Source organism: Streptomyces sp. NPDC045899 (assembly GCF_056431485.1).
Window position 1 is genome coordinate 272,467 of the sequence record NZ_JBWKKP010000001.1, and the last position, 25,157, is coordinate 297,623.

A 25,157-nucleotide genomic window follows, 5' to 3' on the forward strand; every position below is an offset into this window, starting at 1 on the left:
CTTCGATGAAGGACTGGTGGATCTACAAGGGCGACCGGTCCACCGACCGGCTGGCCCGGCTCGCCGCCCACCAGCCGCCCTGGCGCCACTACGACGGCGAGATCGACGAGGGGTACGCGGTGCCGTCGCTCGATCTGGACCGCTACCGGGCCGACCGGGTGCGCGGCGCCGGTTACATCGCCGACGAGCACGAGACCGAACTCGTCAACTCGGCGCTCTATCTGCGCCGTCCGCTCCTCGTCACCGGGGTTCCGGGAGTCGGCAAGTCGACATTGGCGTACAGCATCGCCGAGGACCTGGGGCTCGGTCCGGTGCTGCGATGGTCCGTCACCAGCAGGACGACCCTCCGCGACGGGCTGTACCGGTACGACGCGATCCGGCGGCTGGAGGACGCCAATCTGCGGCGGCTGGAGGATCCGGGGACCGGCGGCGCCGCCGCCCCGGAGGAGGCCCCGGGGACCGACGTCATCGGGAAGTACCTCCAGCTCGGCCCGCTCGGTACGGCGTTCATCCCCACCGGACGCCCCCGGGTGCTGCTGATCGACGAGATCGACAAGGGCGATCTCGACCTCCCCGGAGATCTGCTCACCGTCCTGGACGAGGGCCGGTTCGACATCCCCGAGCTGGCCCGGCTCGCCGAGCACAGCCCCACGATCACCGTCGGCACCGACGACGAGAACGGCCGGGCCCGGATCGCCCGGGGCCGGGTCGCCTGCCGCGCCTTCCCGATCGTCGTCCTGACCAGCAACGGCGAACGCGAGTTCCCGCCCGCCTTCCTGCGCCGCTGTATCCGGCTCACCATCGCCGACCCCAGCCGGGAGAAGCTGCTGTCCATCATCGAACAGCGCATCGGCCGGGAGGCGGCCGAGGCCGCCGACGGCGAGGACGGTGTCATCTCCGCCTTCCTCAGGCGCCGGGCCACCGGATCCCTGGCGACCGACCAGCTCCTCAACGCCATCCAGCTGCGGCTGGCCGGGGCCTGGACCGCTCCGGAGGAACTGGGCCGTCTCACCGACGCCACCATGCACACCCTGAGCGGACCCGACGCCACATGATCTCCCACCTCGTCGAACTGCTCCGGGAAGGCGGGGTGGCCGACCCGGGCCCCGACGAGCTGGCGGACATCCTGTGGCTGGCCCGCGAGGTGCTGCCGCCCGGGACCGGCCCGGAACCGGGTGAGACCGTCCCGGTCGCACCCGGCGCGGCGGACGACGGGCAGCCGGTGGCCGAGGGCCACCGGGCGGATTCGGTGGCCGGGTCCCCCGGGGACACGGTCCGTGGGAGACGCCCGGGCCTGCGCGCCTACGGGCGGGCCGCCCGGGACCGGACGGGCGCGGAGACGGGCCCGCCCGTCCCGGTACCCGCCGAGGCCGCCCTGCCGCAGGCCCTGGCACTGGCCCGGTCGCTCAAGGCCCTGACCCGCAAGGTCCCCTCCGACACCGCCTTCGAACTGGACGAGGAGGCCACGGTCACCCGGCTGGCCGACGAGAACATCCTGGTGCCGGTGGTGCGGCCAGAACCGGCCCGCTGGCTGAGCCTCGCCCTGGTCGTGGACACCAGCCCGTCGATGGCCCTGTGGCACGACGAGGTCCGTGAGATCCAGGAGGGCCTGACCCGGCTCGGCGCGTTCCGCGACATCCGCCGCTGGCACCTGGCCCCCCGCGACGACGGCTCGGCCGCCGAACTGCGTCTCTCCCCCTCCGCCACCCCCGGGGCGCGCCACCCCCGCGAGGTGGCCGCTCCGGGAGGGCGCCAACTCATCCTCGTGCTCAGCGACATGGTGGGGGCCGTCTGGCGCACCGGGGCGGCCAGCCGTCTGCTGCTGGAGTGGTCCCGGCGCACCCAGGTCGCCGTGGCCCATCTGCTCCCCGCCGCGCTCTGGCGCCGGGGCGCCGTCGTTCCGCGGCCGGCCCTGCTGCACCTCCCCGAGCCGGGGATGCCCAACGGCCGGTGGAACGCGGTGTTCCCGGGTCTGCGCCACGCCCCGGGCGCCCATCCCCCGCTCGCCGTGCCGGTGCTGGAGCTGGAGCCCGGACCGCTGCGTGCCTGGGCCGAGCTGACCGCGGGCAGCGGACGGTGGATCTCCACGGCCGCGCTGCCGCTCCCCCAGCCGGTGCGCCCGGCACGGTCCCCGGACCCGACGGCGCCGTTGTCCCCCGCGGAGGCGATCCAGCGGTTCCGCCGCTCCTCCTCCCCGGCGTCCTGGCGCCTGGCCGGACTCCTCTCCGCGCTCACGACGGTCACGGTGCCGGTGGCACGGCTGGTGCAGCGGTCCCTGCTGCCGGGGTCGTCCCGCGGCGACCTGGCCGAAGTACTGCTCGGCGGACTCCTCCGGCGCTCCGGTACGGGAGCGCTCCACTTCACGTTCCCCCCGGAGATCGCGGACGCGCTCCGCTACGCCCAGCGCGACCGGGACGTACGGGAGGTGCGGGCGCTGGTCCGCGAACAGGTCTCCGCCCGGCTGGAAAAGCGCTACGGAAGCCCGCGCGCCTTCACCGGCGTGCTCACGGGAGCCGCCGGAGCCGCGGCGACGGCGGAGGCGTCGGGCGAGACGTTCGCCACGCCGTCCCCGGGGGCCGTGGAGCGGCTGGGGCACGGCGCGGGAGACGCGGGGCAGCAGCGGGTGTTCATCAGCTACGCGGCTCCGGACCGGTCCTGGGCCGAGTGGGTCGCCGCCCACCTCCAGGCCGTCGGCCACGAAGTGCTGCTGGACACCTGGCACATGGCGGCGGGCGAGAGCTTCCCGCAGCGGATCGCCGCGTTCCTGCGCGACGCCACGGTCATGGTGGCGCTGTTCTCCCCCCACTACTTCCGCTCCCTGGAACACGCCCTGACCGAGTGGCTTCCCGTCCTCGCACCGTCCCTGCGGGTGCTGCCGCTGGCGGTCGCCCCCTACCCGGACGAGGAGGTGCCCGGGACCCTGCGGGTGCTCAACACGGCGCAGCTGTACGGGCTGCGGGAGTCCGAGTCCCGTCGTGTGCTGTACCGCGCGGTCGAGGACGCCGCGCGGCGCGGCAGGCGCGGGGCTCCCGGACCCTCCGACGGCGGCGGCCCGCGCCTGTGGTCGGTACCGTCCCGCAACGAGGCGTTCATCGGCCGCGACCGCACCCTCCTCAGCGTCCAGGACGGGCTGTTCTCCGGCGACCGCCCCGCGGTCAGGGCGCTCGTCGGTGCCGAGGGCACGGGCACGTCGCAGATCGCCCTGGAGTACGTCTACCGCCACCTCGGCCGCTATGACCTGGTGTGGTGGATCCCGGCCCGGGACCAGGCCGATGTGGTGCTCTCCTACGCCGAGTTGGCCGGACGGCTGCGCCCCCGGGGGTCCGGCGAGGACATCCTGGACAACGCGCGCCTCGGGCTGGAAGCGCTCCGCACCTCCGACCGCTGGCTGATCGTCCTGGATGGGGCCGCGGGTCCGGAGACGGTCCGGGAGTGGCTGCCCGAGGGGCCCGGCCATGTCCTCGTGACATCCCGCGACCCCGCGTGGCGGGAGACCGCCCCGGTCATCGAGGTGGGTGCGCTGTCGCGTGCGGAGTCCCTGGCGTATCTGCACCGCCGGCATCCCGGTCTGACCACCGAGCAGGCGGGAGCGCTGGCCGCGGCGACGGGGGGCCTTCCGGCCGTGCTCGAACAGGCCGTCGCCCATCTCTCCGTGGGGGTGGACCCGGACGACTACCTCGGCGCTCTCCTGCTGCGCGACGAGGACGACTCCGACGTGGCCAGGAGCTTCCTGGTGGACCTCGCCCTCGACCACCTGGAGGACGCGGAACCCGAGGCGGTGGGCCTGCTCACGGCGTTCGCCCGGCTCGGCCCCGAGCCGATCCCCGAGACCTGGGCCGACCTTCCGGAAGGGCGCCTGTGGTCACACGAGTCCCTCCGGACCCTGGCGCGCCTCGGACTCGTCCGCCTGGACCGCCACACCTTCCAGATCGACCCTCTCACCCGCTCCATCCTTCCGGCCCGCGCGCACGAAGAGGGCGCGGTGCCCGGGACACCGGAGCTGGAGTCCCTGTTGGCCGCGGCCTGTCCGGACGAGCCGCGCCTCCCGGCCCGCTGGCCCGCCTGGAAGACCCTCACCCGCCATCTGCTCGCGTCCGGGCTGCAGGTCGCCCAGCGGCCCGAAGGCCGGCGGATGATGCTGGAGTCGGCCCGGTACCTGCTGGAGAGCGGTGCGCACCGGGACGCGGCGGCGTTGGTGTCAGGCGTCCACACCGCGTGGGCCGAGGCGTTCGGGCCGGACGACCCCGCCACCCTGCGCTGTGCCTCGCTCCTGGCCGAGTCGCTGTACGCCCTCGGGGAGTACACCCGCGCCCGGGACATCGCCGAGGAGGAACTGGCACGGGGCCGACGGGTGCTGGGGACGGACCACCGGGACACGCTCCGGCTCTCCGGCCGGCTGAGCGTGGCGCTGCACGGCCTCGGTCAGTACGAAGAGGCCGAACGGATCCAGGCGGACACCTCGAACCGCTGTCACCGTGTCCTGGGCGCCGACCACCCCGACACCATCCGGGCGGCCCTCGCCCACGCCATCCTCCTCCACCCCCTGGGGAGACTCCACGAGATGCGCGGCCACGCGGATGCCGCCCTGCTCAGGGGGTGCCGGGTCCTGGGTGAGGACCACCCGGACACCCTGCGCGCCGCGGCCACGCTGGGCAGTGCGCTGCACACACTCGGGGAGAGCCAGGAGGCGCTGCGGGTCCAGCAGGACGTCCTGGACCGCCGCCGCCGCGTCCTCGGCGAAGCCCACCCCGACACCCTGCGCACCGTCGTCGGACTCGGCGTCACGCTGAAGGGCGTCGGTGAGCACACCCGGGCGCGCGGTCTTCTGGAGGACGCGTTCACGGGCCTCGTCCGCGTCCTGGGCGAGGACCATCCCGACGTACTGCCCGTGAGCCACAACCTCGGCATCGTCCTGCGCGAACTGGGCGAGTACCGGGCGGCCGAGAGCATGCTGCGGGACACCCGGAGCCGCTCCGCACGGCTGCTGGGCTCCGGTCATCCGCGCACCCGGCTGACCACCGAGGCCCTCGCGTCCGTGCTCACGGCCACCGGCAGGCCGTTCGAGGCGCAGCGACTGCTGGCCCGGATCCCCCGGCGCGGACGCCGCGGGACGAAGTGACCTCAGCGGTCGCCGAACGCCTGGGTCCAGGTCGGCCCACCGCCGCCGCGGTTGACGCCTATGCCCATCTCCGTGAAGTCGCAGTTGAGGATGTTCTGCCGGTGGCCGGGGCTGTTCATCCAGGAGTCCATGACCGCGGCCGGGGTCTGCTGGCCCTTGGCGATGTTCTCGCCGTAGGTGCGCCACGGGTATCCGGCGGCGGTGATGCGGTCACCGGGGTCGGAGCCGTTGGGAGCGGTGTGGTCGAAGTAGCCGCGGGCGGCCATGTCGTCGGAGTGGCCCTGGGCGGCGGAGTTCAGCTGGTCGTTGAGCCGGACCGGAGAGCAGCCGACCTTGCCGCGCTCGATGTTGACCAGCTCCATGACCTGCTGCGCGAACGCGCTGCTGTTACTCGGAGGGGGGTCGGCCTTCGTCGGGGGCGCGGTGGTCGGGGCCGGGCGGGTGGGCTTCGCGGTGGGGGCCTTGGTGCTGGGGCGCGCGGTGGGCTCGGAGGCGCGGGGCTTCTTCTTGACCGGGTGCCGGGTCGGGCTCTCCTTGCGGCTGGCGGGCCGGGTCGTGGTGCGGTCGGGGGTGGGCTCGTCGGTGGCGGGGGCGTCCTCCTCCGACAGCGCGGTCCGGCTGGACCCGGCGTCGTTGTGGCCCTTGTCCCCCGGGAGATCGAAGAGCAGCGCCGAGCCTCCGACCGCCAGCGCGAGCGCGGCGACGCCGGTGGCGCGGGCCGCCCGGGACGGTTTGCGGGCCCGGTGCCGGGCGCCGCGCGCCCCGCCGCCCGCGGCATGCGCACCGCCCGGGGTGTAGGCGCCGCCCGAGGCGTGTGCCGCGCCGCTGTCCACCGTCGGGAGCACCGTGGTGTCCGCGGTGTGCGTCCAGGCGTCGCCGGGGGTGGCCGCTCCGGCCGGGTCCATGGGGTGGTGCGCGGCGGCGGCCGTGCTCGCGCGCCAGCCCACCAGAGCGCCGGCCACCGGCACCAGCCCGAGGCCGACGAGCAGCCCCTCGGCCGGGACCAGTCCGGACCAGTGGCCGGAGCACTCGGCGCAGCCGCGGGCATGGCGGGATATTCGCTTCCGCCACAGCGCGGACGGGCGGCCGTCCCAGATGCCGGTGAGCTGCCACAGCTCACGGCAGCGCGGGGTGGTGGACAGGGCGCGGACCACCACCCGCGCGGTCTCCAGCTGGTCCTTGGTGCGCTGTACGCGTACGGCGGTGTGCTGCGGTGAGAGGTCGAGCGCGGCGGCCACCTCGGCGCGGGTCAGTTCACCCCCGGCCTCCAGCCACCACAGCGACAGCACCTCCTGCTCGCTGTCGTCGAGCCAGCGCGTCGCCTCGGCGACCTCCCTGCGCTGGCCTTCGAGACCCAGCCGCACGATCGTCAGATCGGCGAAGTCGGGCTCGGGTCCGGGCATCTCGTGCACCTCCCCCAGACCGCCGACGGGCGCGTCCTGTCGCTCCCGCCAGTGGCGGCGTACCTGGTTCATCGCGATCGCCACGAGCCAGGAGCGGCAGGCGGAGGTGTCGCGCAGGCCGCCGAGCCCGCCGAGGGCCCGGATCATGGTGTCCTGCACCACGTCGTCGACGTCGGCGTGCCCCTTGAGGGCGCGGCCGACGACGTTGTAGACCAGCGGCAGATACGCGCTGACGAGCTGATCCTGCGCCGCCGGGTCACCGGACCGCGCGGCCTCGATGACCTCTGCTCCGACCTCGCTGCTCACTCTCAGCGCCCCTCTTCCTGAGCTTGACTCGTCGTCCTGGCACTGGGGGAGACCCGGGCCGGGACAGCGGATAACAGGAATTCATTCAGGAGATGGGGTGGAGGCGCTGTGAACCACCCCACACTCGGGGCCCCTTCCGGTGAGAACCGGCCGGGTTCCGTGCGGACCTGAGGGGGTCAACCGGTTTCCATCACGCCCGACCAGGGGCAACCCGGGCTCAACCGGGACCGGCCGGGCGGAAGCCGACCGCCGAGCGTGGCGGCCATGCCTGCGGATCGAGGATGCCCAGCACATAGGCCCGGCTGACCAGGGCCAGCCGGGTGGGCGCCTCCAGCAGTTCCCGCAGCCGGCCGAGGTGGTAGTCCAGGGTCTGCCGGGAGAGCCGGAGCGAGGCGGCGATCTCGTTGTTGCCGTGTCCGGCGGAGAGCAGGGTGAGGATGCGCAACTGCGCGGCGGTGAGCGGTGGCAGCGGCCGGTGCGGCAGCGTGTGGTGGGGCAGCACCGCCCAGACCCCACGGGCCCGCCGGGAACCGCTGCTGACGGCGGTGAGCAGCACCCGGGCCCGCCATTCCTCACCGCGCGCGTCGAGGAAGACCGCGGAGGTCTGCACCCGGCGCCGGCGCCGGTTCACCAGGTCCCGCCAGGCGTGGCGCAGTCCGGCCAGGTCGTCGTGGGGGGCGAGGAAGCCGTGGGCGGGACGGCCGAGCAGATCGGGGACGTGCATCCGCAGCAACTCCGCGGCCGAGGCGCTGACCCGGCGTATTCGGCCACCGGTGGAGAGCAGCGCACAGGGCAGACCGCTGTGCTCGCTGAGCGCCTGGAGGTCCTCCTCGGCGGCGCGCCGCTGGCTGAGGGCGAGGGTGTAGTCGGTGATGTCGATGTAGATCCCGGCCACACAGGTCCGGCCGCCCTCGGCCACCGGGAAGCGGTGGCCGACCGCGCGTCCGGGGCTGCCGTCGGGGCGGTGGTAGCTGATGGTGTGCCGCACCGGCCGGCCGGAGCTGAGCACCTGCCGGTCCAGGGTCTGGAAGGTGGCCACGTCCTCGGGGGCGTCGAAGTCGGTGACACTGCTGCCGATCACGGCTTCCGCGGTGGTGCCGTACAGATGGGCGTAGGCGTGGTTGGCCCACAGGTAGCGGCCGTGGGCGTCGCGGATGAAGGCGGCGGCGGGCGCGTAGTCCGCGAAGTCGGTGAAGGCGGTGTGATCGCGTCGTACGGCGTCCAGCGCGCTGATGTCCACCGCGAGTCCGCTGGTCCCGCCGTGGCGGCCACCGGTCAGCCGTCCGGGGTAGGAGGTGACGTCGAACAGCCGCCCGCCGAAGCGGACCTGACGCCGGTCGATACCCGCCTCCCGGTCCTCGGCGGCCGCCTCCCCCGCCGGACCGCCGTCCGCGTCGCCAAGGCTGTCGACGAACCGCTGCGCGGTGCCGGGGTCATGGAACGCGCCCCCGCCGCAGTTGACGATGCGCAGCCCCTCATCGGCTTCCCACCATGACACGGGCATGCGCTCCAACAGCGTACTCAGGCCCATATCGGACACCAGCCGCCTTTCCGGTCCGGCCTCCGGGCATCGACCGCCGAAGGCATGGCCAAGGCTTGCCCAGGCACGGTGCGTGCATGCACCGTAACCGGCCGGAACGCACCAGGGGCCGAGAAGGGCCGAAACCCACACCCAGGGCCCTCGCTCACCGTGAACCACTCGTGACACTCAGGCATTTGCCTGAGCGCCCACCCCCCGTTCGGTGGGTAAGCGTGGTGCCCGGCTGGTTCGCTTGATGAGCCCGGATCGCGGCGGATGTGCCAGCCCGTCGGCTTTCGCTGAGCCATCGAGAAACTCTGAACCGAGGAGTCGTTATCTGTGAGTAAGGTGCTGTTTGTCTACGCCAAGGGCGGGCCTCCGCTGGAATACGCGCTGTCCCGGGTCGCCGCGAAGGCCGAAGTGCATCTGCTCGTGCTCAGTCCCCTTCCGCCCTCCGCCCGCGATGTGGTCACCCGGCTCTGCGCCTCGGTGGTCACCCCCGCGGACACCGCGTCCCAGGATCTCGTGGCGCTGATCACGGCTCAGGCACAGGCCGTCGGCGCCGACGCGGTGTTCACCCCGTCCGAGTACGCCGTGGTGGCCGTGGCCGACGCCTGTGAACGGCTGGGCCTGGCCGGGGCCGGTGCGCACTGCGTACTGGCCCGCGACAAGCGGATGATGCGCCGCACCTGGGACGCCCATGGGGTGTCCCAGCCGCGGTTCCGCTCCGTGGCCACCGAGCGCGATCTGCACGAGGCCGCCGCCGAGATCCCGTACCCGATGCTGATGAAGGCCGCCTGGAGTGCCGGGTCGACCGCCCATCAGATCCTGCGCGGGCCGGAGGACATCGCGCCCGCCTGGGCACGGGCCCGCGAGGTGATGGAGGAGTCGGCCCGTCAGGGCTACGCCGAGCTCCATGTGGCCGGTGCCGACGCGGACTTCCTGGTGGAGCAGATCGTGACGGGCACGGCGGAGGACTGGTTCGAGGAGCCCGGATGGGGTGACTACGTCAGTGTCGAGGGCGTGGTGGCCGACGGTGTCTACCATCCGGTGTGCCTGAGCGGGCGGATGCCCACCATCGAACCGTTCACCGAGCGCGCCGCGATCACCCCGGCGCTGCTCCCCGAGGACGCCCAGCGGAAGGTGGTGGAGCTCGCGGCGGCCGCCGTGGAGGCGCTCGGTCTGCGCACCTGCGGCACCCACACCGAGATCAAGCTCGGCGCCGACGGGGAGATGTGGGTCATCGAGACCGCCGCCCGGTTCGGCGGCGCGATGACCGTCCCGCAGATCGAGGACGTCTTCGGGGTGGACGTCATCGGCATGCTGATCGACCGGCTGCTCGGCCGAGAGGTCGACTGGCCGGATCCGGGGCCGGGTTCGGTGCTGGGCGCCGCGGACGCCAAGGGCGCGGCCGGATCGCTGGTGGTGCTGGCCGTGGACGGCTCCGGCGCACCGTGGCCGGACCGGCGGCTGTGGGACTTCTCCGCCGTCCAGCGCTCGGAGCTGATATCCACCGGGGCGCGGCTGACGAAGGTGACCGAGCACTCGCTGCCGGACGGCACCCCGGTGCCGGTCTACGACCCGGCGGCGGGCGCGAACACCATGGCGGCGCTGTGTCTGCTGGTCGCCGACGATCCGGTCACGGTGATCCGGGACTTCGAGAGACTCAACGACGCCCTGCCCGCCGTCCTTCCGCCCGTCCCGGCCACCGGGAGGCCCTGATGACCGGTATCACCGCGTTCTCCGGCCCGGCCGCCGCGCCCGGCACCGATGCCACCGTGGTCGGTGAGAACCTGTCGCTCCCGCTGTTCCGGACACTCTCCGGGGTGCTGGCGGGGCACCCCTATCTGAAGGTGGTGGTCGACCGCACCGAGCACACCTGGCATCTGCTGGACACCGCCGTCCACCCGTTCCACGTCAACTACGTGGCCACCCGCATCCTCGGGATGGACCTCGACGAACTGGACGCCCGGCTGGACGCGTTCAACGCCTCGGTGTACACCGACCCCGGCCGCCGGTTCCTGCTCGGCGTGCTCTCGCTGCACGCCGACGAGGACGCCGAGGGCCGGGAGCGGCCGTTCCTGGTGCTGGAGACCACCGAGGCCGACACCATGGACGGCCCGCTGCTCCAGGAGTTCTACGACTTCGTGCGGGAGCGGGTGGACGGGCGGCTGCCGCTGCTGCTGAAACCCGCCAACCACGCCCAGGAGGCGGCGCTCGCCCCGGTGAGCGACGTACGGCTGCCGCGCATCCTCAGCCATGAGCTGTTCGTCAGCCGCCCGCGCACCCCGCTGAACACCGGTGAGGCCATCGGACGGCTGCGCTGGTTCCGTTCGCTGGAGGAGTACCGCGCACACGCGTCGGGGCTCGGCTGGTCGGACATCGTGGCCATGGACTGTCTGCCGGACGACGTCCCGAGGGTGGCCGGATTCATCAACGCCGCCCCCATCACCCCGCTGTCCCACACCAATGTGCTGGCCTCCGGCTGGGGCATCCCCAACGCCATCGTGCGCGATCTGGCCCGGCTGGTGGAGGCGGAGGGGCTGGACGGGTCCTGGGTCCGCTACCGGGTCCGGGACGACGAGGTGAGCCTGGTCCGGCTGCACGAGGTCCCCGAACTGGCGGAGCCCGCGTGGCACCAGCAGCGGATCCGGCTGGAGCCGCCGCTCCTGGAGGACGTACCCGTCCTGGAGCTGCGCCGGCTGCGCCGCGAGGACCACGACCGCTACGGCACCAAGGCGGCCAACCTCGGGGAGCTCCACCATGTGCTGGACAGCCGCACCGCCGATCTCACCGCCTTCTACGGCCGCTCCCGGCCGCCCCGGAAGGACCTGTACGGCCATCTCGCCTCCCGGCTGACCGCGTCGCCCGATCCGGAGGCGCTGCGCCAGGCGGCCTCGGAGTTCGTGGCCGCCACCGTCACCGCGCCGGACGGCGTGGCGCTGCCGTTCGCCCTCCAGCACCGCTTCCTGATCTCCTCGCCCGCCCTCCAGCAGGGCATCGGCAAGCTGAAGATGGCGCTGGAGCTGGGGGCCACCGATGTGCTGGACCCGCTGTGCCTGAGCCTCCAGCAGCTGGTGCGCGGCACCCCGGTGCCGGATGAGGTGGCGGCACGGATCACCGGCCCGTTCCCGGACAGTGCGTGCCGCAGGCGGCTGGTGGTGCGGTCCTCCTCCAACGCCGAGGACCTGCCCGGGTTCTCCGCCGCGGGGGTCTACGACTCCATCACGACGGTGCACGGCACGGATGAACTCCTGGACGCGGTACGGCAGGTGTGGGCCTCGCTGCTGTCACCGCGGAGCGTACGACTGCGCCATGAGGCGGGCATCTCGCTGGACGACACCTACATGGGCGTCATCGTCCAGGAGTACACCCCGGCCGAGCTGGGCGGGGTGCTGGTCACCTGCAACCCGACCCGCCGCGAGGACTTCCGCAACGTGTACATCAACTGCACCCCCGGCTCACCCGAGAGCGTGGTGGACGGGACGGCGCTGCCGCTGCAGTACCTGTACAACACCGTGGAGGGCGGGGGCCGCACCGTGGACCTCGGCTCGTCCGGTGAGGACCTGCCCGCGGCGGCGCGGGCGCAGCTGGCGGACCTGGCGCTCACCGGCCGGCTGCTCCAGTCGCACTTCTCGGACGATCCGGACGATCCGCTGGACATCGAGTGGCTGATGACCGACGAGGGCGGCTTCCGGCTGGTCCAGCTCCGCCCGTACGCGCTGTGAGGGGCCGTATACCGTTCCTCCGCCGGTCCCCGGCGGAGGGGCGGACCCCGCTCACCACCGGGGCCCGCCGGGTCATCGCGCTCAACAACGGTTTCCAGCTGCTGTTCAACCTGCTGTGGTGGATGCCGGTCTTCTACGCCTACCAGCGGGAGGCCGGGCTCTCGGACGCCCAGATCTTCGGCATCCAGTCCATCTACTACATCGCGTTCTGCCTGTTCGAGATCCCGACCGGGCTGATCGCCGACCGGATCGGCGCCCGCAACTGTCTGCGCGCGGGCGCGGTGGTGATGACCGCGGCCAATCTGGCCCCGGTCCTCTCCCCCGACTACACCGGTTTCCTGGTGCACTTCCTCGCCATCGCCGCCGGCCGCTCCCTCACCTCGGGCGCGGCCAGCGCGTACCTCTACGACGCGCTGCACGCGGAGGGCGCGGACGACCACTACCTGCGCGCCGAAGGGACCGCGCGGGCCCTGGGCCTCGCCGCGAAGGTGGTGTGCTGGCCGCTGGTGGGACCGCTGATGGCGCTGTCCCGGCCCACGCCGTACGTGCTCAGCGCCGCCAGCGCCGCGGCGTCCCTGGTGTGCGTCATGGCGCTGCCCCGGCTGGCCGGTGCCGGGACCGGCGAACGCCGGTCGGGGGTGTGGAAGGAGGCCGGGGGCGCGCTGCGCCACGTACGCCGCTCGCCCTGGCTGGCCCTGGTGATGGTGCAGGGCGTGGCGGTCTTCACGCTCTCCCGGATCTGCCAGGTGAACCTGTTCCAGCCGATCCTGATCGACCAGGGCATCCCGGAGACCTCGCACGGCAGTGTGCTGGCGGCGGTGACGGTGGCCGAGGCCGTGGGCGCCGCCCGGCCGCAGTGGCTGGGCCGCAAGCTCAAACCGCTGACGATGGTGTCCGTACTGAGCCTGGCGATGGCCGTGTCCCTGGCCGGGATCACCCTCGGCGGGCCGATGGCCGCCATCGCGCTGCTCTGTCTGTTCTCGGCGGTCACCGGTTTCGCCTATCCGATCCAGCGCAAGCTGGTGAACGACGCGGTGCCGCCCGGCGCTCCGCGGGCCACCCTGCTGTCGGTGGAGAGCATCATCGACCGCGCGGTGTGCGCGCTGGTGGCGGTGGCGGCGGGCGCGTACCTCTCGGCGGGCCGGATGGACGCCCTGCTGTGGCACAGCGCCGCGGTGACCGGCGCGGTGATGCTCGCCGTGCACCTGGCGGTGGTGTTCGGACGGCCGCGGCGCCCCGAGCCGCGGCGGAGCGTGCGCGAGGAACGTCAGGAGACCGTCGGCCACGCGCCACCGAGGTGATGCGGGTCAACTCTTCGACACGGCGCGGCCGTCCGGGACCTCCCGGGCGGCCGCGCCGTGTCATGACCTCGCGCACTCAACCTCCACCCCTCTCAGATCGTCTTCAGGAGGAGGGAAACGGCCGAGAGTTGTTAAATCTAGGTAAAGATCGCTCAGATTTGATCACTTATCCGGCCGTTAACGACAAGATCTCACCATCTTTCCGTCAACTCCCCCGAGGAGATACAGCGTGATATCGGCTTCCCCACAGCGCCGTCGCGTCACCGCGGCGGCGGCGCTAGCCGCAGCATCCGCTCTTGTCGCCACCGGCCTCCAGATAGCCGGTCCGGCGTCCGCGCAGGCCGCCGCGTCACCGCGGGACAAGGCCGTCGACGCCGCGAAGGCCAACGTCCGTGCCCACGCCGAGGAGTTCGGCTTCGGATCCGGACAGGAGCTCGCCGTCAAGGACGTCGTCTTCGACGCCGACGGCACCCAGCACGTCCGCTTCGACCGCACCTTCCGCGGTCTCCCGGTCGTCGGTGGCGACCTCGTCGTCCACCAGTCGAAGGACGGCGGCTTCGAGGACCTCAGCCGGGCCAGAGCGCGCACGGTGGCCGTCGACAAGACCACCCCGGGCGTCTCGCCCCGGCACACCGCCGACCAGGCGCTGAAGAAGACCGACGGGGTCAAGGACGCCACCTCCCGTCCCAAGCTGATCGTGTGGGCCGTGGACGGCACCCCGCGCCTGGCCTGGCAGACCACCGTGAAGGGCACCGGTGCGCACGGCGAGCCGGTCGCCAAGGTGGTCGTCACCGACGCCGCCAACGGCAAGCACATCGCGTCCTACGACGCGCAGCACCAGGCCAAGGGCAAGGGCCACTCCGAGTACACCGGCGACATCAGCATCGACACCACCAAGCAGCCCAACGGCAAGTACGCGATGAAGGACCCCAAGCGCGGCACCATCACCAGGGATGCCAAGAACGTCGACGCCGACGCGCTGCAGCCGAGCTCCGGCAAGCTGCTCACCGACCGCGACAACGAGTGGGGCGACGGCAAGAAGTTCTCCACCAACCGCAACACCGCCGGTGTGGACGCCCACGCCAACACCGCGTGGACCTGGGACTACTTCCAGAAGAACTTCGGCCGCAAGGGCATCCGCAACGACGGCAAGGGCGCCACGGTCTTCGTCCACGTCGGCGACAAGTGGGACAACGCCCAGTGGTCCGACGACTGCTTCTGCATGTTCACCGGTGACGGCGACGGCAACCGCGACGCCGAGCAGGTGGACCTGGACACCATGGGTCACGAGATGACCCACGGCGTCACCAGCGCCACCGCGGGTCTGGTCTACGCCGGTGAGTCGGGCGGTCTCAACGAGGCCACCAGCGACATCTTCGGCACCATGGTCGAGTGGTACGCCAACAACCGCTACGACAAGCCCGACTACCTCTTCAGCGACCAGTCCACCCCGCCGTGGCTGCGCCGCATGGACAAGCCCTCCCTGGACGGCTCGTCCGCCGACTACTGGAAGTCCGGTCTCGGCGACATGGACGTGCACAACTCCTCCGGGGTCGGCAACCACTTCTTCTACCTCGCCAGCGAGGGAAGTGGCCGGAAGACCATCAAGGGCGTGAAGTACAACAGCCCGACCAAGGACGGCTCCACCGTCAAGGGCATCGGTAACAAGAAGGTCGCCAAGATCTGGTACCGGGCGCTCACCGTCTACATGACCTCGACGACGAACTACAAGGGTGCCCGCAAGGCCACCCTGAAGGCCGCGGGCGACCTGTACGGCAAGACCAGCACCGAGTACAAGACGGTCAAGGCCGCGTGGAAGGGCGTCAACGTCCGCTGACGCCACCGCGTCAACGGGTCCGACCCGACCTGAGCAGACCGTGATCCCCGGCACCCCGCCCCCCGCGCGGGGCGCCGGGGATCATCTCGTCCCCTCCCCTGGTCAGCCGGTTCCTTGCTTCGGCCCGCTCCGCCGGCCGGTCAGACGAACGGCGGCGGCAGTGGATGCAGCCCGTCCTCGGGCAGACTGCGGTACCCCATCCGCACCGGCGCCTCGTACAGCCTGCGGTGGCCCTTGAACTGCGCGAACGGATCGACGCTCATCGGCTGGAGGTCCGGGACCACCGCGCTGACCGCCGTCAGCCCCACCTCCCGCAGTTCCCGCGGCGTCCGGTCCACCACCACCGGGCGCATCCCCGCTGCCGCCAGCCGCCCGGTGACCATGTCCAGCGCCTCGCCCGGATCACCGGGCAGCGGAACGCTTCGCGGCGGACGGCGTTCGGCCGCCTCCGCGAGGAGGAAGTCGAACGCGGAGGCGTGGTGCGGCTCCCCGCGCACGGACAGCACCTCGCGCAGGACCCGCTCCGCCGCCTGCCGCAGGGTGCGACCGCAGCCGGCCGCCACGGCGAACCGCGTGGTGCGGTGGTGCTCCGCCTCGAGGAGCTCGACGAGCGAACAGACGGTCGGCACCCCCAGGTCGGAGGTGGCGTCGAAGAGACGGACCGCGGCGCACCGCTCGCGCAGCGCGGCCACCATCGCCGCGGCGTTCCTCCCCAGGAGCGCCGGATCGAGCGGCGGAACGGGCAGCCGCTGCAACCACATCACGGACACCGCGTCCCGCCCGATCACCTCGCAGACACCGCGCAGCGCGGCCTCCACGGGATCGGTGTGCACGGCGTACCCCGTCGAGATCTGGTGGGTGAACCTCTCCGCCGGGACGTTGTCGACGAGTCCGTAGCAGGCCATCACCGACGGCACCCACACCGGAGAGCCGTCCACCAGGTCGTGCCCGCGCTGCCAGCGGATCTTCGCGGTGGGGTCGAACGGCACCACCCGTGCCCGCGGATGGGCGTACTCCGCCTCGGAACAGCGCGGATACCGCTCCGGCTCCAGACACGCGCCGCCCAGTTCCCCGGCGCCGGCCCAGATCCGCTCCTCCTCCGGGCCGGGCCGCCTCATCACCGCGGTACCCGTCCGTGCGGCGTCGGTCTCGGTCACTGTCGTGCTCCGGGGTCGCGGTGGCTGTGCGGTCGATGGCCCCAGCCTCGCCGCCGCCGCGGTCGCGTCGTGGTCGTGGATCCGTCTCGCGACGTCCGGCCGTACGAGACGGCACGACGGCCGCGCGACCGGGACACGACCGGACTCCCCGGCACGGTGGTGATCCGCACCATGAAAGGGGTTCAGCAGCCTGTGGACACAGTGGAGAGAGTGGCGGTGCTGGGCTCGGGGCCCTTCGGCACGGAGATGGCCGGGATGCTGGCGAGGTGCCACCCCGGCGTCGAACTCCGGGCCGGTGAGGGCATGTACACGGCCTTCGACGGCACGGCGGACGCCGTGGTGATCGCCCTGTGGCGGCCCGCACCCGCCCTCTGCGAGGAGGCGGACCGGCTCGCCCATGAGTCGGGCACCCCCTGGCTGCCGGTCGTCGACGGGTATCCGTACCTCGTGATCGGGCCGTGGGTGGTGCCCGGCGCGGGCCCGTGCCTGCGCTGCCACGCACCACGCCATGGCGAGGACCTCACGGAACCGCCGCAGGGGTACGGCCCGGCCGGACCCGTACCGTACGGCGCGCGGATCGCCGGAGGCATCGTCCTGTCCCGGCTGCAACGCCCCGACCGGGGGCTGGGCCGGGTGACCCGGGTGTCCCTGCGTGACCTCTCCGTGTCCTGTGACACGGTCGTGCCCCGTCCGGACTGCGACCGCTGCGGCGGTGGCACCGGCGCGACGGGCCTGCGGGCGGTCCCGCGCCCGGCGACGGCGGCGGAGCGGGCGGGGTCCGACGATGGCCGATGAGATGACACCGCCGCCGGGCGACGATCTGGCCGTCGTCCTCACCGACGAGGGGCTGGTCGTACAGGACGCGTCCCGCCGCCATGTCTTCCGCGGCCGCGCCGCGGTCACGGTCCTTCCGTGGCTGTTCCCGCTGCTGGACAGGGAGTACCCGCGGGACGAACCGCTCACCGGGGACGGACTGTCCGACCGCCGACTCCACCGGATCCTGGCCATGTTGAACGCCCAGCCGCCGGCCGGGCCGCCGAGCACGGATGTCGTGGGCCATTTCCGCCGGTACTTCGCCCCGGACCGGATCCGGCACACGGCCGCCGGACACTCCGGACCGGCCGCCCTGCTCGACACCCTCGCCGGGTCGGCCGCCGCCGTCGTCGGCACCACCGCCGCGGCGCGGCGGATCGCCGACGATCTGCGGGAGGCCGGGATCGGCCGGGTCCACCACGTGACCCGGGCTCTCGGGCGGGACCAGATGGAGCAGATGCGTGAGGCCGCCCGCCGTCTCGTCCTCTGCGTCGAGGAACCCCACGGCGGCGAGGACCCGCACACCCCCGATCCGCTCGCCGGCACCGTCGCCCGCTGCGGCCGGGGAGAGTTCCCCCAGATCCCGGTGATGCGGCTGGCCGCGTGCCGGGGCGGGCTGGAGGCCGGGCCGGTGTTCTTCCCCGGGTACCCGGTGTGCGTGGACTGCTTCCGCCGGAGGCGCGAGGCGACCGGCTGGGGTGCACCGGCGCCGACCGGTCCGGTGGCCGACGCGATGGCCGCGCTGGCGGGCGGGGAGGCGCTGGCGTTCCTGCTGAGGACGACCGCGATGCGCGCGCCGCGCACGGTGACCCGGATCTCCCTCGACGAGTGTTCGGCCGAATCCTTCGTGGCGGCACCCGGATCCGGCTGCCCGGACTGCCCTCCCCGTCCGGCCGCCCTCGCCGTCGGCGACGACGCACAAACCGGCGGATGACCGCGGAACGCCCCGTGCGCCCCGCGCCGCCCCACCGACGACCCGCCGTATGTCTCCGGCACGTCGTCGCCCCTGACCGCCCGGGCCCCGTCCATCCCCCGGGGCCCGGGTGCCCGGCAGGCTCAGACGCCGAGGAGCACGTTCTCGGGGCGGTCCAGCGAGGCGTCGCCGCGCAGCAATCGCCGGTGCAGCTCACGCAGTTCGCCGCCGGGTTCCACCCCCAGGTTCTCGACCAGATGACGGCGGGTGCGGGTGTACACCCCGAGCGCCTCGGCCCGGCGGCCGGAACGGTGCAGTGCGAGCATCAGCAGGGCGCCGATGCCCTCGTCCGTCGGGTGGTCGGCGGCGAGTTCGTCCAGCCGGGCCACCGTGGTGGCGTGCCGGCCGAGCCGCAGACAGATCCGCGCCTCGGCCAGTTGCACGGCGAGCCGCTCCCGGTGCAGCACCTCCCGGGTCCGCTCGGCCCAGCCGCCGATCACATCGGCCAGCGGGGTGCCGGACCACAGGGACAGCGCGGCGGAGTACAACTCCCCCGCCCGCGTGTGGTTTCCGGCGGCCGCAGCCCGGGCCGCCTGCTGTGCGGCGCGGCGGAAGCGGAACACATCGACCGCGAGCGGTTCGGCACGCAGCTCGTACCCACCCCTCCGGCGCACCACGCACTCCCCCGTCGCAACCTCCCCGACCGCCTTCCGGAGCCGCTTGGCACAGGTGTAGAGCGCGTCCAACGGGTTCTCGGGCAGCCGGTCGTCCCAGATCCGGCCGATGAGCACATCGTCCGGCACCACCTCGTTCGGCTTCACGGCCAGCGCGGCGAGCAGCCCGCGCGCACGGGCGGAACGGGGATTGACATGGTGTCCTTCGTCGCTGATCCCTACCGGACCCAGTAGATGCAGATACATGGACGCAGCGTGTCAGCGGTCTGCACGGACCCCGTATGGATCGTGTATGGCCCGGCGCACGCGCGTCGACCGGGGCGGACGAGTCCTCTTTTCCTGAACGCACTTCCCCCATTACGACGGCGGAAGTGCGCCATCACTGAAGTTTGGCACTCATGTTCACACTCGATTGGCGCGCATCATCACAAGGATTATCCGCGTCGAATGATGACCGTCCGCGCTATGCGCACCCGCTTGCCTTGATGGCGTCGGTCAAAGCCATCGGCCTGCTCGCCCTGGCGCTCTGGTCCTCGCTGAACGGCAGGAGCGCACATCTCCTGCTATCCGCCCGGTGGGACTCACTCTGGTACGTCAGAGTCGTAGAACACGGATACAGCTTCACCTTGACCGCACCGGATGGCCGAGTCCTGTCCGACCAGGCGTTCTTCCCGCTGTTCCCGGCCTTCGAAAAGATGTTGTCACACCTCCTGCACCTTTCTCCAGCAGATGCCGGACTATTGATCAGCGCGGCGTCATCGCTCTTTGCCGGGGCCGGCATATATCGGCTCGTCGGCATGTTCACCGACCACAGAACAGCCCTCCTCACGGTCGCCCTCTGGGCAACCACCCCGGTGAGCATCGTTCAGAGCATGGCCTACAGCGAGTCGCTGTTCACGGCTGCCGCCGCCTGGGCTCTGTGCTTCGCACTCCAGGAGAAGTGGGTACTCGCGGGTGTCCTTGCGTGTACGGCAGGGCTGACCCGCCCGGTGGGCATTTCCGTGGCTTTGGCCATCTGGAGCGCCGTGGCAATCAGCGTACGAAGAGAGGGATGGAGCGCACCAAAGGTCGTCTCACTCGCTCTCTCCCCCGCCGGTTTCACCTGTTACATCTCGTGGGTGGGGGCCTCAAGAGGCACCCCATTCGGCTACTTGGACGTCCAGTCGGAATGGGGCAACGGATACGACGGCGGGGTCACCTTCATCAAGTTCCTGGGCACCCTCGCAAGTACCCCTCCGTACACTGGAGGCATTGCCCTCCTTATTGGTGTCGGCATGGTGATCCGGACCTATCTGCTGGGATTTTCAGCCAGGTACCCCCTTCCCGTCCAGGTATATTCCGGGATCGTGATCATCCTCGCCCTGGGTTCCTCGGGATTTTTTGAGTCGAAGCCTCGCCTCTTGATTCCGGCCTTCAGCCTGCTCATCCCTCCGGCGCTGTTCCTCAGCCGGAAGGGCAGCACGGCGCGCGTTTCGGTGATCGCTTCGATGTGCATGGCCTCCGCCGCCTATGGTGCCCTTTGGCTCAACGGTTCCGGTCCGCCCTGACGCGGCGGACGCGACGAGCCGAAGGAGAGCGGCGCAAGGCCGCCAAGGACCAAGCGTGCGGCGAGGGATGAAGCGATGACCTTGCGTTCCGATGTGGCCGAGTTGCTGGCGGGGGCCGGCATCGTCGACGTGGAGGTCGACGATGCCGTCGCGGACGAGCACCTCCGGTCGTCCGTCTACCGACGCGTCGTCTCGGTGATCGCTGCCTCGCGGAGTCGCGACCGAGACCGCGCGATCGTGGCCACGATCCTGCGCGACCCCATCGACATCGTGTCCAAGACGGCGGTGGTCGCCCTCGTGGACGGGATCGCGGGGAAGGTGACCGGACCCGCCGAGTTCCGGCAGTGGTCGGCCCAACTGCTGCCGGAGATCGACCAGCTCGAGACGGAGGCGTACCGCGAGTTCATCCGCCGCCGTATCGACGACTGGCTGTTCCACCTGTCCATCAAGGATGGCCATATGCCCACACCGGCCGAGCTGGCGAAGGTCACGGACTGGATGCAGCGCCGCCTCGCCGAGCATTCGACATCGCCGACGGTACTCACCCTGCTCGCCGAGTCGGGCAGAACCAGGAAGACACGAAACATCGCGAAGGACCGGGCCCTGAACCGCAAGCTGAGGACGGACTGAGCCGGGGGTGGCCATGGGTCGTCACGCCCTGACGCGCCGTAATCCATGGTGGAGGTGGGGCTCCGGGGGAAGCACCGCTCCGGGGAGAGGCGACCATGCATGCGGTGCTATTTCGTGACCCGGGGGGGGCGAGCGCATGACGTTCGACGCGAGCGGATTCGGATCGGCCACACCACGGAGAGCAGCCAGTATTCCCTGTGGTGAGCTGGACGTCGGCCTCAGCGGTCCGGCTCAGCTCACAGCGGGCAGGAAGCACAGCGGCGTCGGCCGCCGCCCCGCTTGGCGCGAACCGTCCGACAGCCACGAGGCAGCGTCATGACGAAGGACATCATCGCTCTGACCGACCAGTTGCCGGACCCGCGGACCCTCGCGGCCGCTCTCCTGTCGGGTGGACCCGACCTTCGGTTGCGGACCCTCGGCGAGGGGGCTGTGGTGCAGCTGACCGACGACGGCGGGCATCCGCTGGTCTCCGTCGAGTCCCCGATACTGCTTGCCGTGCCGCACGAGGCGCAGCGTCTTCTCCGCGTGCGGGCGGAGCAGTTGGGTGAGTCGGTGTGGTGGACGGAGATCCGTGCCACGGCCGCCACCCACCAGGCACAGCGCCTTGCCGCGGTGGTGGCCGGGCGTCTGGTGACCATGCTGGGCGGTGCGCTGTGGCCGCCGGGGGCCGTGGAGGAAGGGATCGGCGTCGTCGACACCCATGACGCCCAGCCCCCTCCCGCGCCTCACCCTGAACAGCCGGCGGTGGACGTCCTGACCGACACCGCGGCCGTCCTGTTTCAGGACCGTCCGGTTCTCACACTGTCCTCCTGGCTCGGTAACGCGCTGCTCTCCGCCGCGGCGGAGGGGCGTGAGGTGCAGATCGTCACCCCGCCCCACACGCTGCTGACGCTCCCCGCCCGCCTCGCGCTGAGGGAAGCCGGGGGGCGTTGGGTGGTGCGGGAGGAGACCGGGGACTACTACGACGGTCTGACCGGAGCGGTGCTGGGATGGCAGGGCGCCTCCTTCGCTCCCGTCTCCTCAGACTCCCGCAAGACCGGTGGGACCGGTGGGAGCGGCACAGCGGCGACTTTCGCCCCGGTACCCAACCCGGATGAGCGCCAGCTGCTGCTGTCCCTCCGCACCTGCCATCCGCCCGATGAACACCTGCTTCTGGGCGGTGCGCTGGATGCCTGTTGGCAGCACCTGACCGGTGCCGCTCCGGCCGCCTGGGGCACGGCCGAGCCGGCCGGCCTGCGCTGGTCCCGGCGCAACCTCACCGACTTCGCGCGGGAACGCGCCCCCCGGCCGACCAGACTGGTGGTCGTCGGCAAGCCGGAACGCCCGGCCGTCGCCGCCCTGCACATCCTGCGCACCGCGGACGGTGTGGAAGAGGACATCACCCTCGGTATCGGCTACGGCCGGGGCGAGGAACCGCCTTTCGACGCACTCGCCGACCTCGCCGATGACCTGGCCTCCCACCACAGTCTCCGTTCAGCCCTGTTCCATGTGCGGACGGGGCGGCGGGATGTGAACGCTCCGGCGAGTTTCGAGACACCGCCCATCCCGCTCGCCTTGGCGCTCGGCCCGGAGGAAGCCCGCTGGTGCCCACGGCGACAGGGTTCCGGTTTCCCGGCGACCGCGCCCCCTCGGATCGCGACGCAGACCAGGCAGGTACTTCTGCCTGGGAGAGGTCGACTCCCCGGCCAACTGGGAGGCGTTGCGTTCGCTCATGGGGTACCTGCGCAGCCAGGACGCATAGCACCGAGGACCATTCACCGCACATATCAGGGGCACAGGGCGGAGCGCGTTCGACCGGCGCGCTCCGGAGGGGAGCCGAGGGGGATCATGACGAAATGGAACATCAACACGGCGGGTGTGGGCCGCATCGTCGGGGAAGCCGGACGCAGCGCCGGGCATTTCCAGGGCGAGCTCAAGGCCATCAGCTCCCATCTGGAGAGCGCGATGAAGGCGGCCGGGACGCTGGACTTCGGGGGCGAGAGCGAGACGCCTGAGGTCGGCCTGGTGGGCGTGACCTTGGGGCAGTACGCCACCGCCCAGCAGTCGGACATCGCCTTCATCGTGGCCCGCGCGGACAAGTCACTGCAGGGCGCTGTGGACGCGACGGAGGCATACAACAAGGGGGATCTGGACATGGCGGCCAACGCGCAGGACAAGGCACTCAAGGCGCCCTACATCGATCTCGACGGCCCGTCGAAAAAGGGCGCCAAATGATCGACCCCCATGCCATACCCCAGTTCAAGGGCGACTTGGAGCAGTTGGAGAAGGATGCCTCCGCGCTGAAGAAGCAGGCGGGAAAGTTCCGCGCCACCGGCGCCAACGTCCACTCCAAGTTCCAGAGCCTGTCCGGTGTCTACCACGCCCCCGAGGCCCAGCAGCTCTTCGACACCACCACCCCGGTCCGCGACATGTCCGACGTCATCGCCGACGACTTGGAAAAGATCGCGACAGCGCTGTCGGACTACGCCGATGACGTACGCCCCATCAAGAACAGGTTGCGGCGGCTCAAGCCGGCCTGCTGCACGACGTGAACGTCGCGGTCGCGGCATTTCAGGCGGCAGAACGCCGCGCGGCCAACAAGATCGGCGACCGCTTCTTCGGCTCCACTCACTACACGGTCGACGACGGCTCCGGTAGGCGGGGTACGTACGGGTACCGGGCCGGTGACCTGGACAAGGCGAAGGATCTCCCCTGGGGCACCCCGGAGAAGGAAACCCACCGTGTCTGGGAGCTCGATCACTGGGGTGCCAGTGCGTTCAAGGGAATCGTCGTCGACGGTATCGGCGGCGACCTCGACGGGCTCGCCACCCTCGTCGGCTGGCATGGAGGCGACAAAGCATCCCAGGCCTGGGGGCAGTTAGGAGACACGTTCAGCGGCCTCGGCCAGTACACGATCTGGCCGTACGACTGGGCGATGTCCAAGACCTTCGGCGGCGGCAACGGCGACAACGACCAGAAGAAGGCATTCCGAGGGGCCCTCAAAGGCTTCGTGGCGTGGGACGAGTGGGACGAGGACCCAGTCCGCGCAGGAGGCCAGGTCCTCTACAACTTCACGCCCTTCGGCATAGCCTCCAAGCTGGGAAAAATGGCCAAGGGCAGCCACCTGGCGGAGGTCACGAAGGCCGCGAAAGCCATCGATTCCATCGCCGCCGGCACCAAGGCCGCCCGCACCGCACTCCCCAAAGCCTCAGACTTGCTGCAGGCCGTCAAGCGCCTCCCGCACTGGGGCGATGCACCTCACCTCGATCGCACCGTGGACGCCGCGGACGACCTCGCCCACGCGCCGAGCGGGAGCGTACGCATGCCGGACCGGGATGGCCACCCTCCGGTGGTCGTGGACGACCAAGGACATATCCGCCATGCGGACAACGGCGAGATCCTCCACCACATCAAGGACGCCAGAAAGGAAGCCGACCACCCGCAGCACTCCTTGCCCGAGGATCACCCCGCGCACGAAAGGGCACCCGAACGCGAAAAGGCCACGGTCGGGGCCGGCGCGGACCACCAACCCCCACGCGCCCAGGCACACACCGGCGACGGCCCCTCCGGCCGCCACGGCGACGGTCGCAGCACAGGCGGACACCACGGCCCGTCAACCGACGGCCCTGGAGGCAGCCCTGACACGCCTGCCCACGATGGGGCAAGCGGTGCAGGGCACGACGGCCCTGGCACCGAAGGCGGCTCCGGGGACGGGCCGGACGACGGCAGCCACGCCCCCTCTGGGGGAGGAGGTGGAAGCAAGGGAGCACCCGACGACCTCGATCACACCCTGCCTAAACGAGACCCCGACCCAAATGCCAAGGCGCAGGGCAATCCAGAGGCCATATCCAAGAAGGCAGACCCTGAGACCCGCCGCGCGCTGAGCCGTCAGAACGAGGCTGCCGACACGTTGGCCCAGCATGGCTACGACGTCGAGCACGCGCCTCAAGTGCCCGGGAGCAGGAACCCCGACTATAAAATCAATGACAAGGTCTTCGACTGCTATTCACCCAGCAGCGGCAACGCCCGTAACATCGCCAGGGAGATGGGGAAGAAGGTCGAAAAGTTGCAAACCGAACGTGTCGTGCTGAACTTGGGGGACAGTTCCGTCGACGTTTCCAAGATGTACGCCCAGTTGCATGACTGGCCAACCCCAGGACTCAAAGAGGTAATCGCCATCGACAGAGAAGGCAACGTACTCCACCTCTTTCCCTAGAACTTGCGAGAAGGA

General features: G+C 71.4%; 17 protein-coding genes. 13 read left to right on the top strand and 4 right to left on the bottom strand.

From position 1 onward, the window contains the following. Positions 1-5 precede the first annotated feature (5 nt). Both AC07FT_RS01230 and fxsT read left to right on the top strand, forming a co-directional pair. Positions 6-1,055 (top strand): AAA family ATPase, encoded by a 1,050-nt coding sequence (locus tag AC07FT_RS01230; RefSeq protein ID WP_471195322.1) that lies wholly within the window; start codon positions 6-8, stop codon positions 1,053-1,055. After that, positions 1,052-5,119, top strand: coding sequence for an FxSxx-COOH system tetratricopeptide repeat protein (gene fxsT, locus AC07FT_RS01235; RefSeq protein WP_479172984.1), 4,068 nt, complete (start codon positions 1,052-1,054; stop codon positions 5,117-5,119). Before AC07FT_RS01230 ends, fxsT begins: the two co-directional genes overlap by 4 nt. Positions 5,120-5,121: 2 nt before the next feature. On the opposite strand, the gene AC07FT_RS01240 is transcribed toward fxsT, so the two are convergent. Beyond that, a complete protein-coding gene (locus AC07FT_RS01240; RefSeq protein WP_479172986.1) occupies positions 5,122-6,828 on the bottom strand; it encodes a sigma-70 family RNA polymerase sigma factor in 1,707 nt (568 codons plus the stop codon). Between the two features lie 217 nt (positions 6,829-7,045). After that, positions 7,046-8,332: a PAS domain-containing protein gene (locus AC07FT_RS01245; protein ID WP_471195314.1), complete on the bottom strand. Its 1,287-nt coding sequence runs from the start codon at positions 8,330-8,332 to the stop codon at positions 7,046-7,048. Positions 8,333-8,686: 354 nt separating this feature from the next. On the opposite strand from AC07FT_RS01245, the gene AC07FT_RS01250 reads away from it, so the two are divergent. The 4 genes from AC07FT_RS01250 to AC07FT_RS01265 all read left to right on the top strand — a co-directional run bounded on the left by AC07FT_RS01250 (position 8,687) and on the right by AC07FT_RS01265 (position 15,213). Then, positions 8,687-10,069 carry an ATP-grasp domain-containing protein gene (locus AC07FT_RS01250; RefSeq protein ID WP_479172988.1) on the top strand — a complete coding sequence of 461 codons (1,383 nt, stop codon included), beginning with the start codon at positions 8,687-8,689 and terminating at the stop codon, positions 10,067-10,069. After that, complete coding sequence (locus AC07FT_RS01255) at positions 10,069-12,075, top strand: PEP/pyruvate-binding domain-containing protein (RefSeq protein WP_479172990.1); 2,007 nt, start codon at positions 10,069-10,071, stop codon at positions 12,073-12,075. Before AC07FT_RS01250 ends, AC07FT_RS01255 begins: the two co-directional genes overlap by 1 nt. Then, positions 12,072-13,376 carry an MFS transporter gene (locus tag AC07FT_RS01260; protein WP_479172991.1) on the top strand — a complete coding sequence of 435 codons (1,305 nt, stop codon included), beginning with the start codon at positions 12,072-12,074 and terminating at the stop codon, positions 13,374-13,376. Before AC07FT_RS01255 ends, AC07FT_RS01260 begins: the two co-directional genes overlap by 4 nt. Before the next feature lie 229 nt (positions 13,377-13,605). Beyond that, a complete protein-coding gene (locus AC07FT_RS01265; RefSeq protein ID WP_479172993.1) occupies positions 13,606-15,213 on the top strand; it encodes a M4 family metallopeptidase in 1,608 nt (535 codons plus the stop codon). A 140-nt stretch (positions 15,214-15,353) separates the two neighbouring features. Here the strand turns inward: AC07FT_RS01265 and AC07FT_RS01270 are convergent, their stop codons facing one another. After that, a complete protein-coding gene (locus tag AC07FT_RS01270) occupies positions 15,354-16,370 on the bottom strand; it encodes a YcaO-like family protein (RefSeq protein ID WP_479172995.1) in 1,017 nt (338 codons plus the stop codon). A gap of 192 nt (positions 16,371-16,562) precedes the next feature. Here AC07FT_RS01270 and AC07FT_RS01275 point away from each other — a divergent pair, with 192 nt between their 5' ends. Together AC07FT_RS01275 and AC07FT_RS01280 are read left to right on the top strand one after the other, a co-directional pair. Beyond that, positions 16,563-17,165, top strand: a complete 603-nt coding sequence (locus AC07FT_RS01275) for a TOMM precursor leader peptide-binding protein (protein WP_479172996.1) — start codon at positions 16,563-16,565, stop codon at positions 17,163-17,165. Next, entirely contained in the window at positions 17,155-18,117 is a 963-nt protein-coding gene (locus AC07FT_RS01280) for a hypothetical protein (protein WP_479172998.1), read from the top strand. The genes AC07FT_RS01275 and AC07FT_RS01280 overlap by 11 nt, the downstream gene beginning before the upstream one ends. A 122-nt stretch (positions 18,118-18,239) precedes the next feature. On the opposite strand, the gene AC07FT_RS01285 is transcribed toward AC07FT_RS01280, so the two are convergent. Then, the gene (locus AC07FT_RS01285; RefSeq protein WP_479173000.1) at positions 18,240-19,016 is read right to left on the bottom strand and encodes an AfsR/SARP family transcriptional regulator; all 777 of its coding nucleotides are present in this window, start codon (positions 19,014-19,016) and stop codon (positions 18,240-18,242) included. Positions 19,017-19,168: 152 nt separating this feature from the next. Between AC07FT_RS01285 and AC07FT_RS01290 the strand changes: the two genes are divergently transcribed. The 5 genes from AC07FT_RS01290 (at position 19,169) to AC07FT_RS01310 (ending at position 25,142) form a co-directional block, all read left to right on the top strand. Continuing rightward, complete coding sequence (locus AC07FT_RS01290; RefSeq protein WP_479173001.1) at positions 19,169-20,317, top strand: glycosyltransferase family 39 protein; 1,149 nt, start codon at positions 19,169-19,171, stop codon at positions 20,315-20,317. Positions 20,318-20,392: 75 nt separating this feature from the next. Beyond that, the gene (locus AC07FT_RS01295) at positions 20,393-20,947 is read left to right on the top strand and encodes a hypothetical protein (protein ID WP_479173003.1); all 555 of its coding nucleotides are present in this window, start codon (positions 20,393-20,395) and stop codon (positions 20,945-20,947) included. A gap of 315 nt (positions 20,948-21,262) precedes the next feature. After that, on the top strand, positions 21,263-23,161 hold the full coding sequence (locus AC07FT_RS01300; RefSeq protein WP_479173004.1) for a DUF6177 family protein: 1,899 nt from the start codon (positions 21,263-21,265) through the stop codon (positions 23,159-23,161). Continuing rightward, complete coding sequence (locus AC07FT_RS01305) at positions 23,158-23,478, top strand: hypothetical protein (protein WP_479173005.1); 321 nt, start codon at positions 23,158-23,160, stop codon at positions 23,476-23,478. The genes AC07FT_RS01300 and AC07FT_RS01305 overlap by 4 nt, the downstream gene beginning before the upstream one ends. After that, a complete protein-coding gene (locus AC07FT_RS01310) occupies positions 23,475-25,142 on the top strand; it encodes a CdiA C-terminal domain-containing protein (RefSeq protein ID WP_479173006.1) in 1,668 nt (555 codons plus the stop codon). The genes AC07FT_RS01305 and AC07FT_RS01310 overlap by 4 nt, the downstream gene beginning before the upstream one ends. The last annotated feature ends 15 nt before the right edge of the window (positions 25,143-25,157 follow it).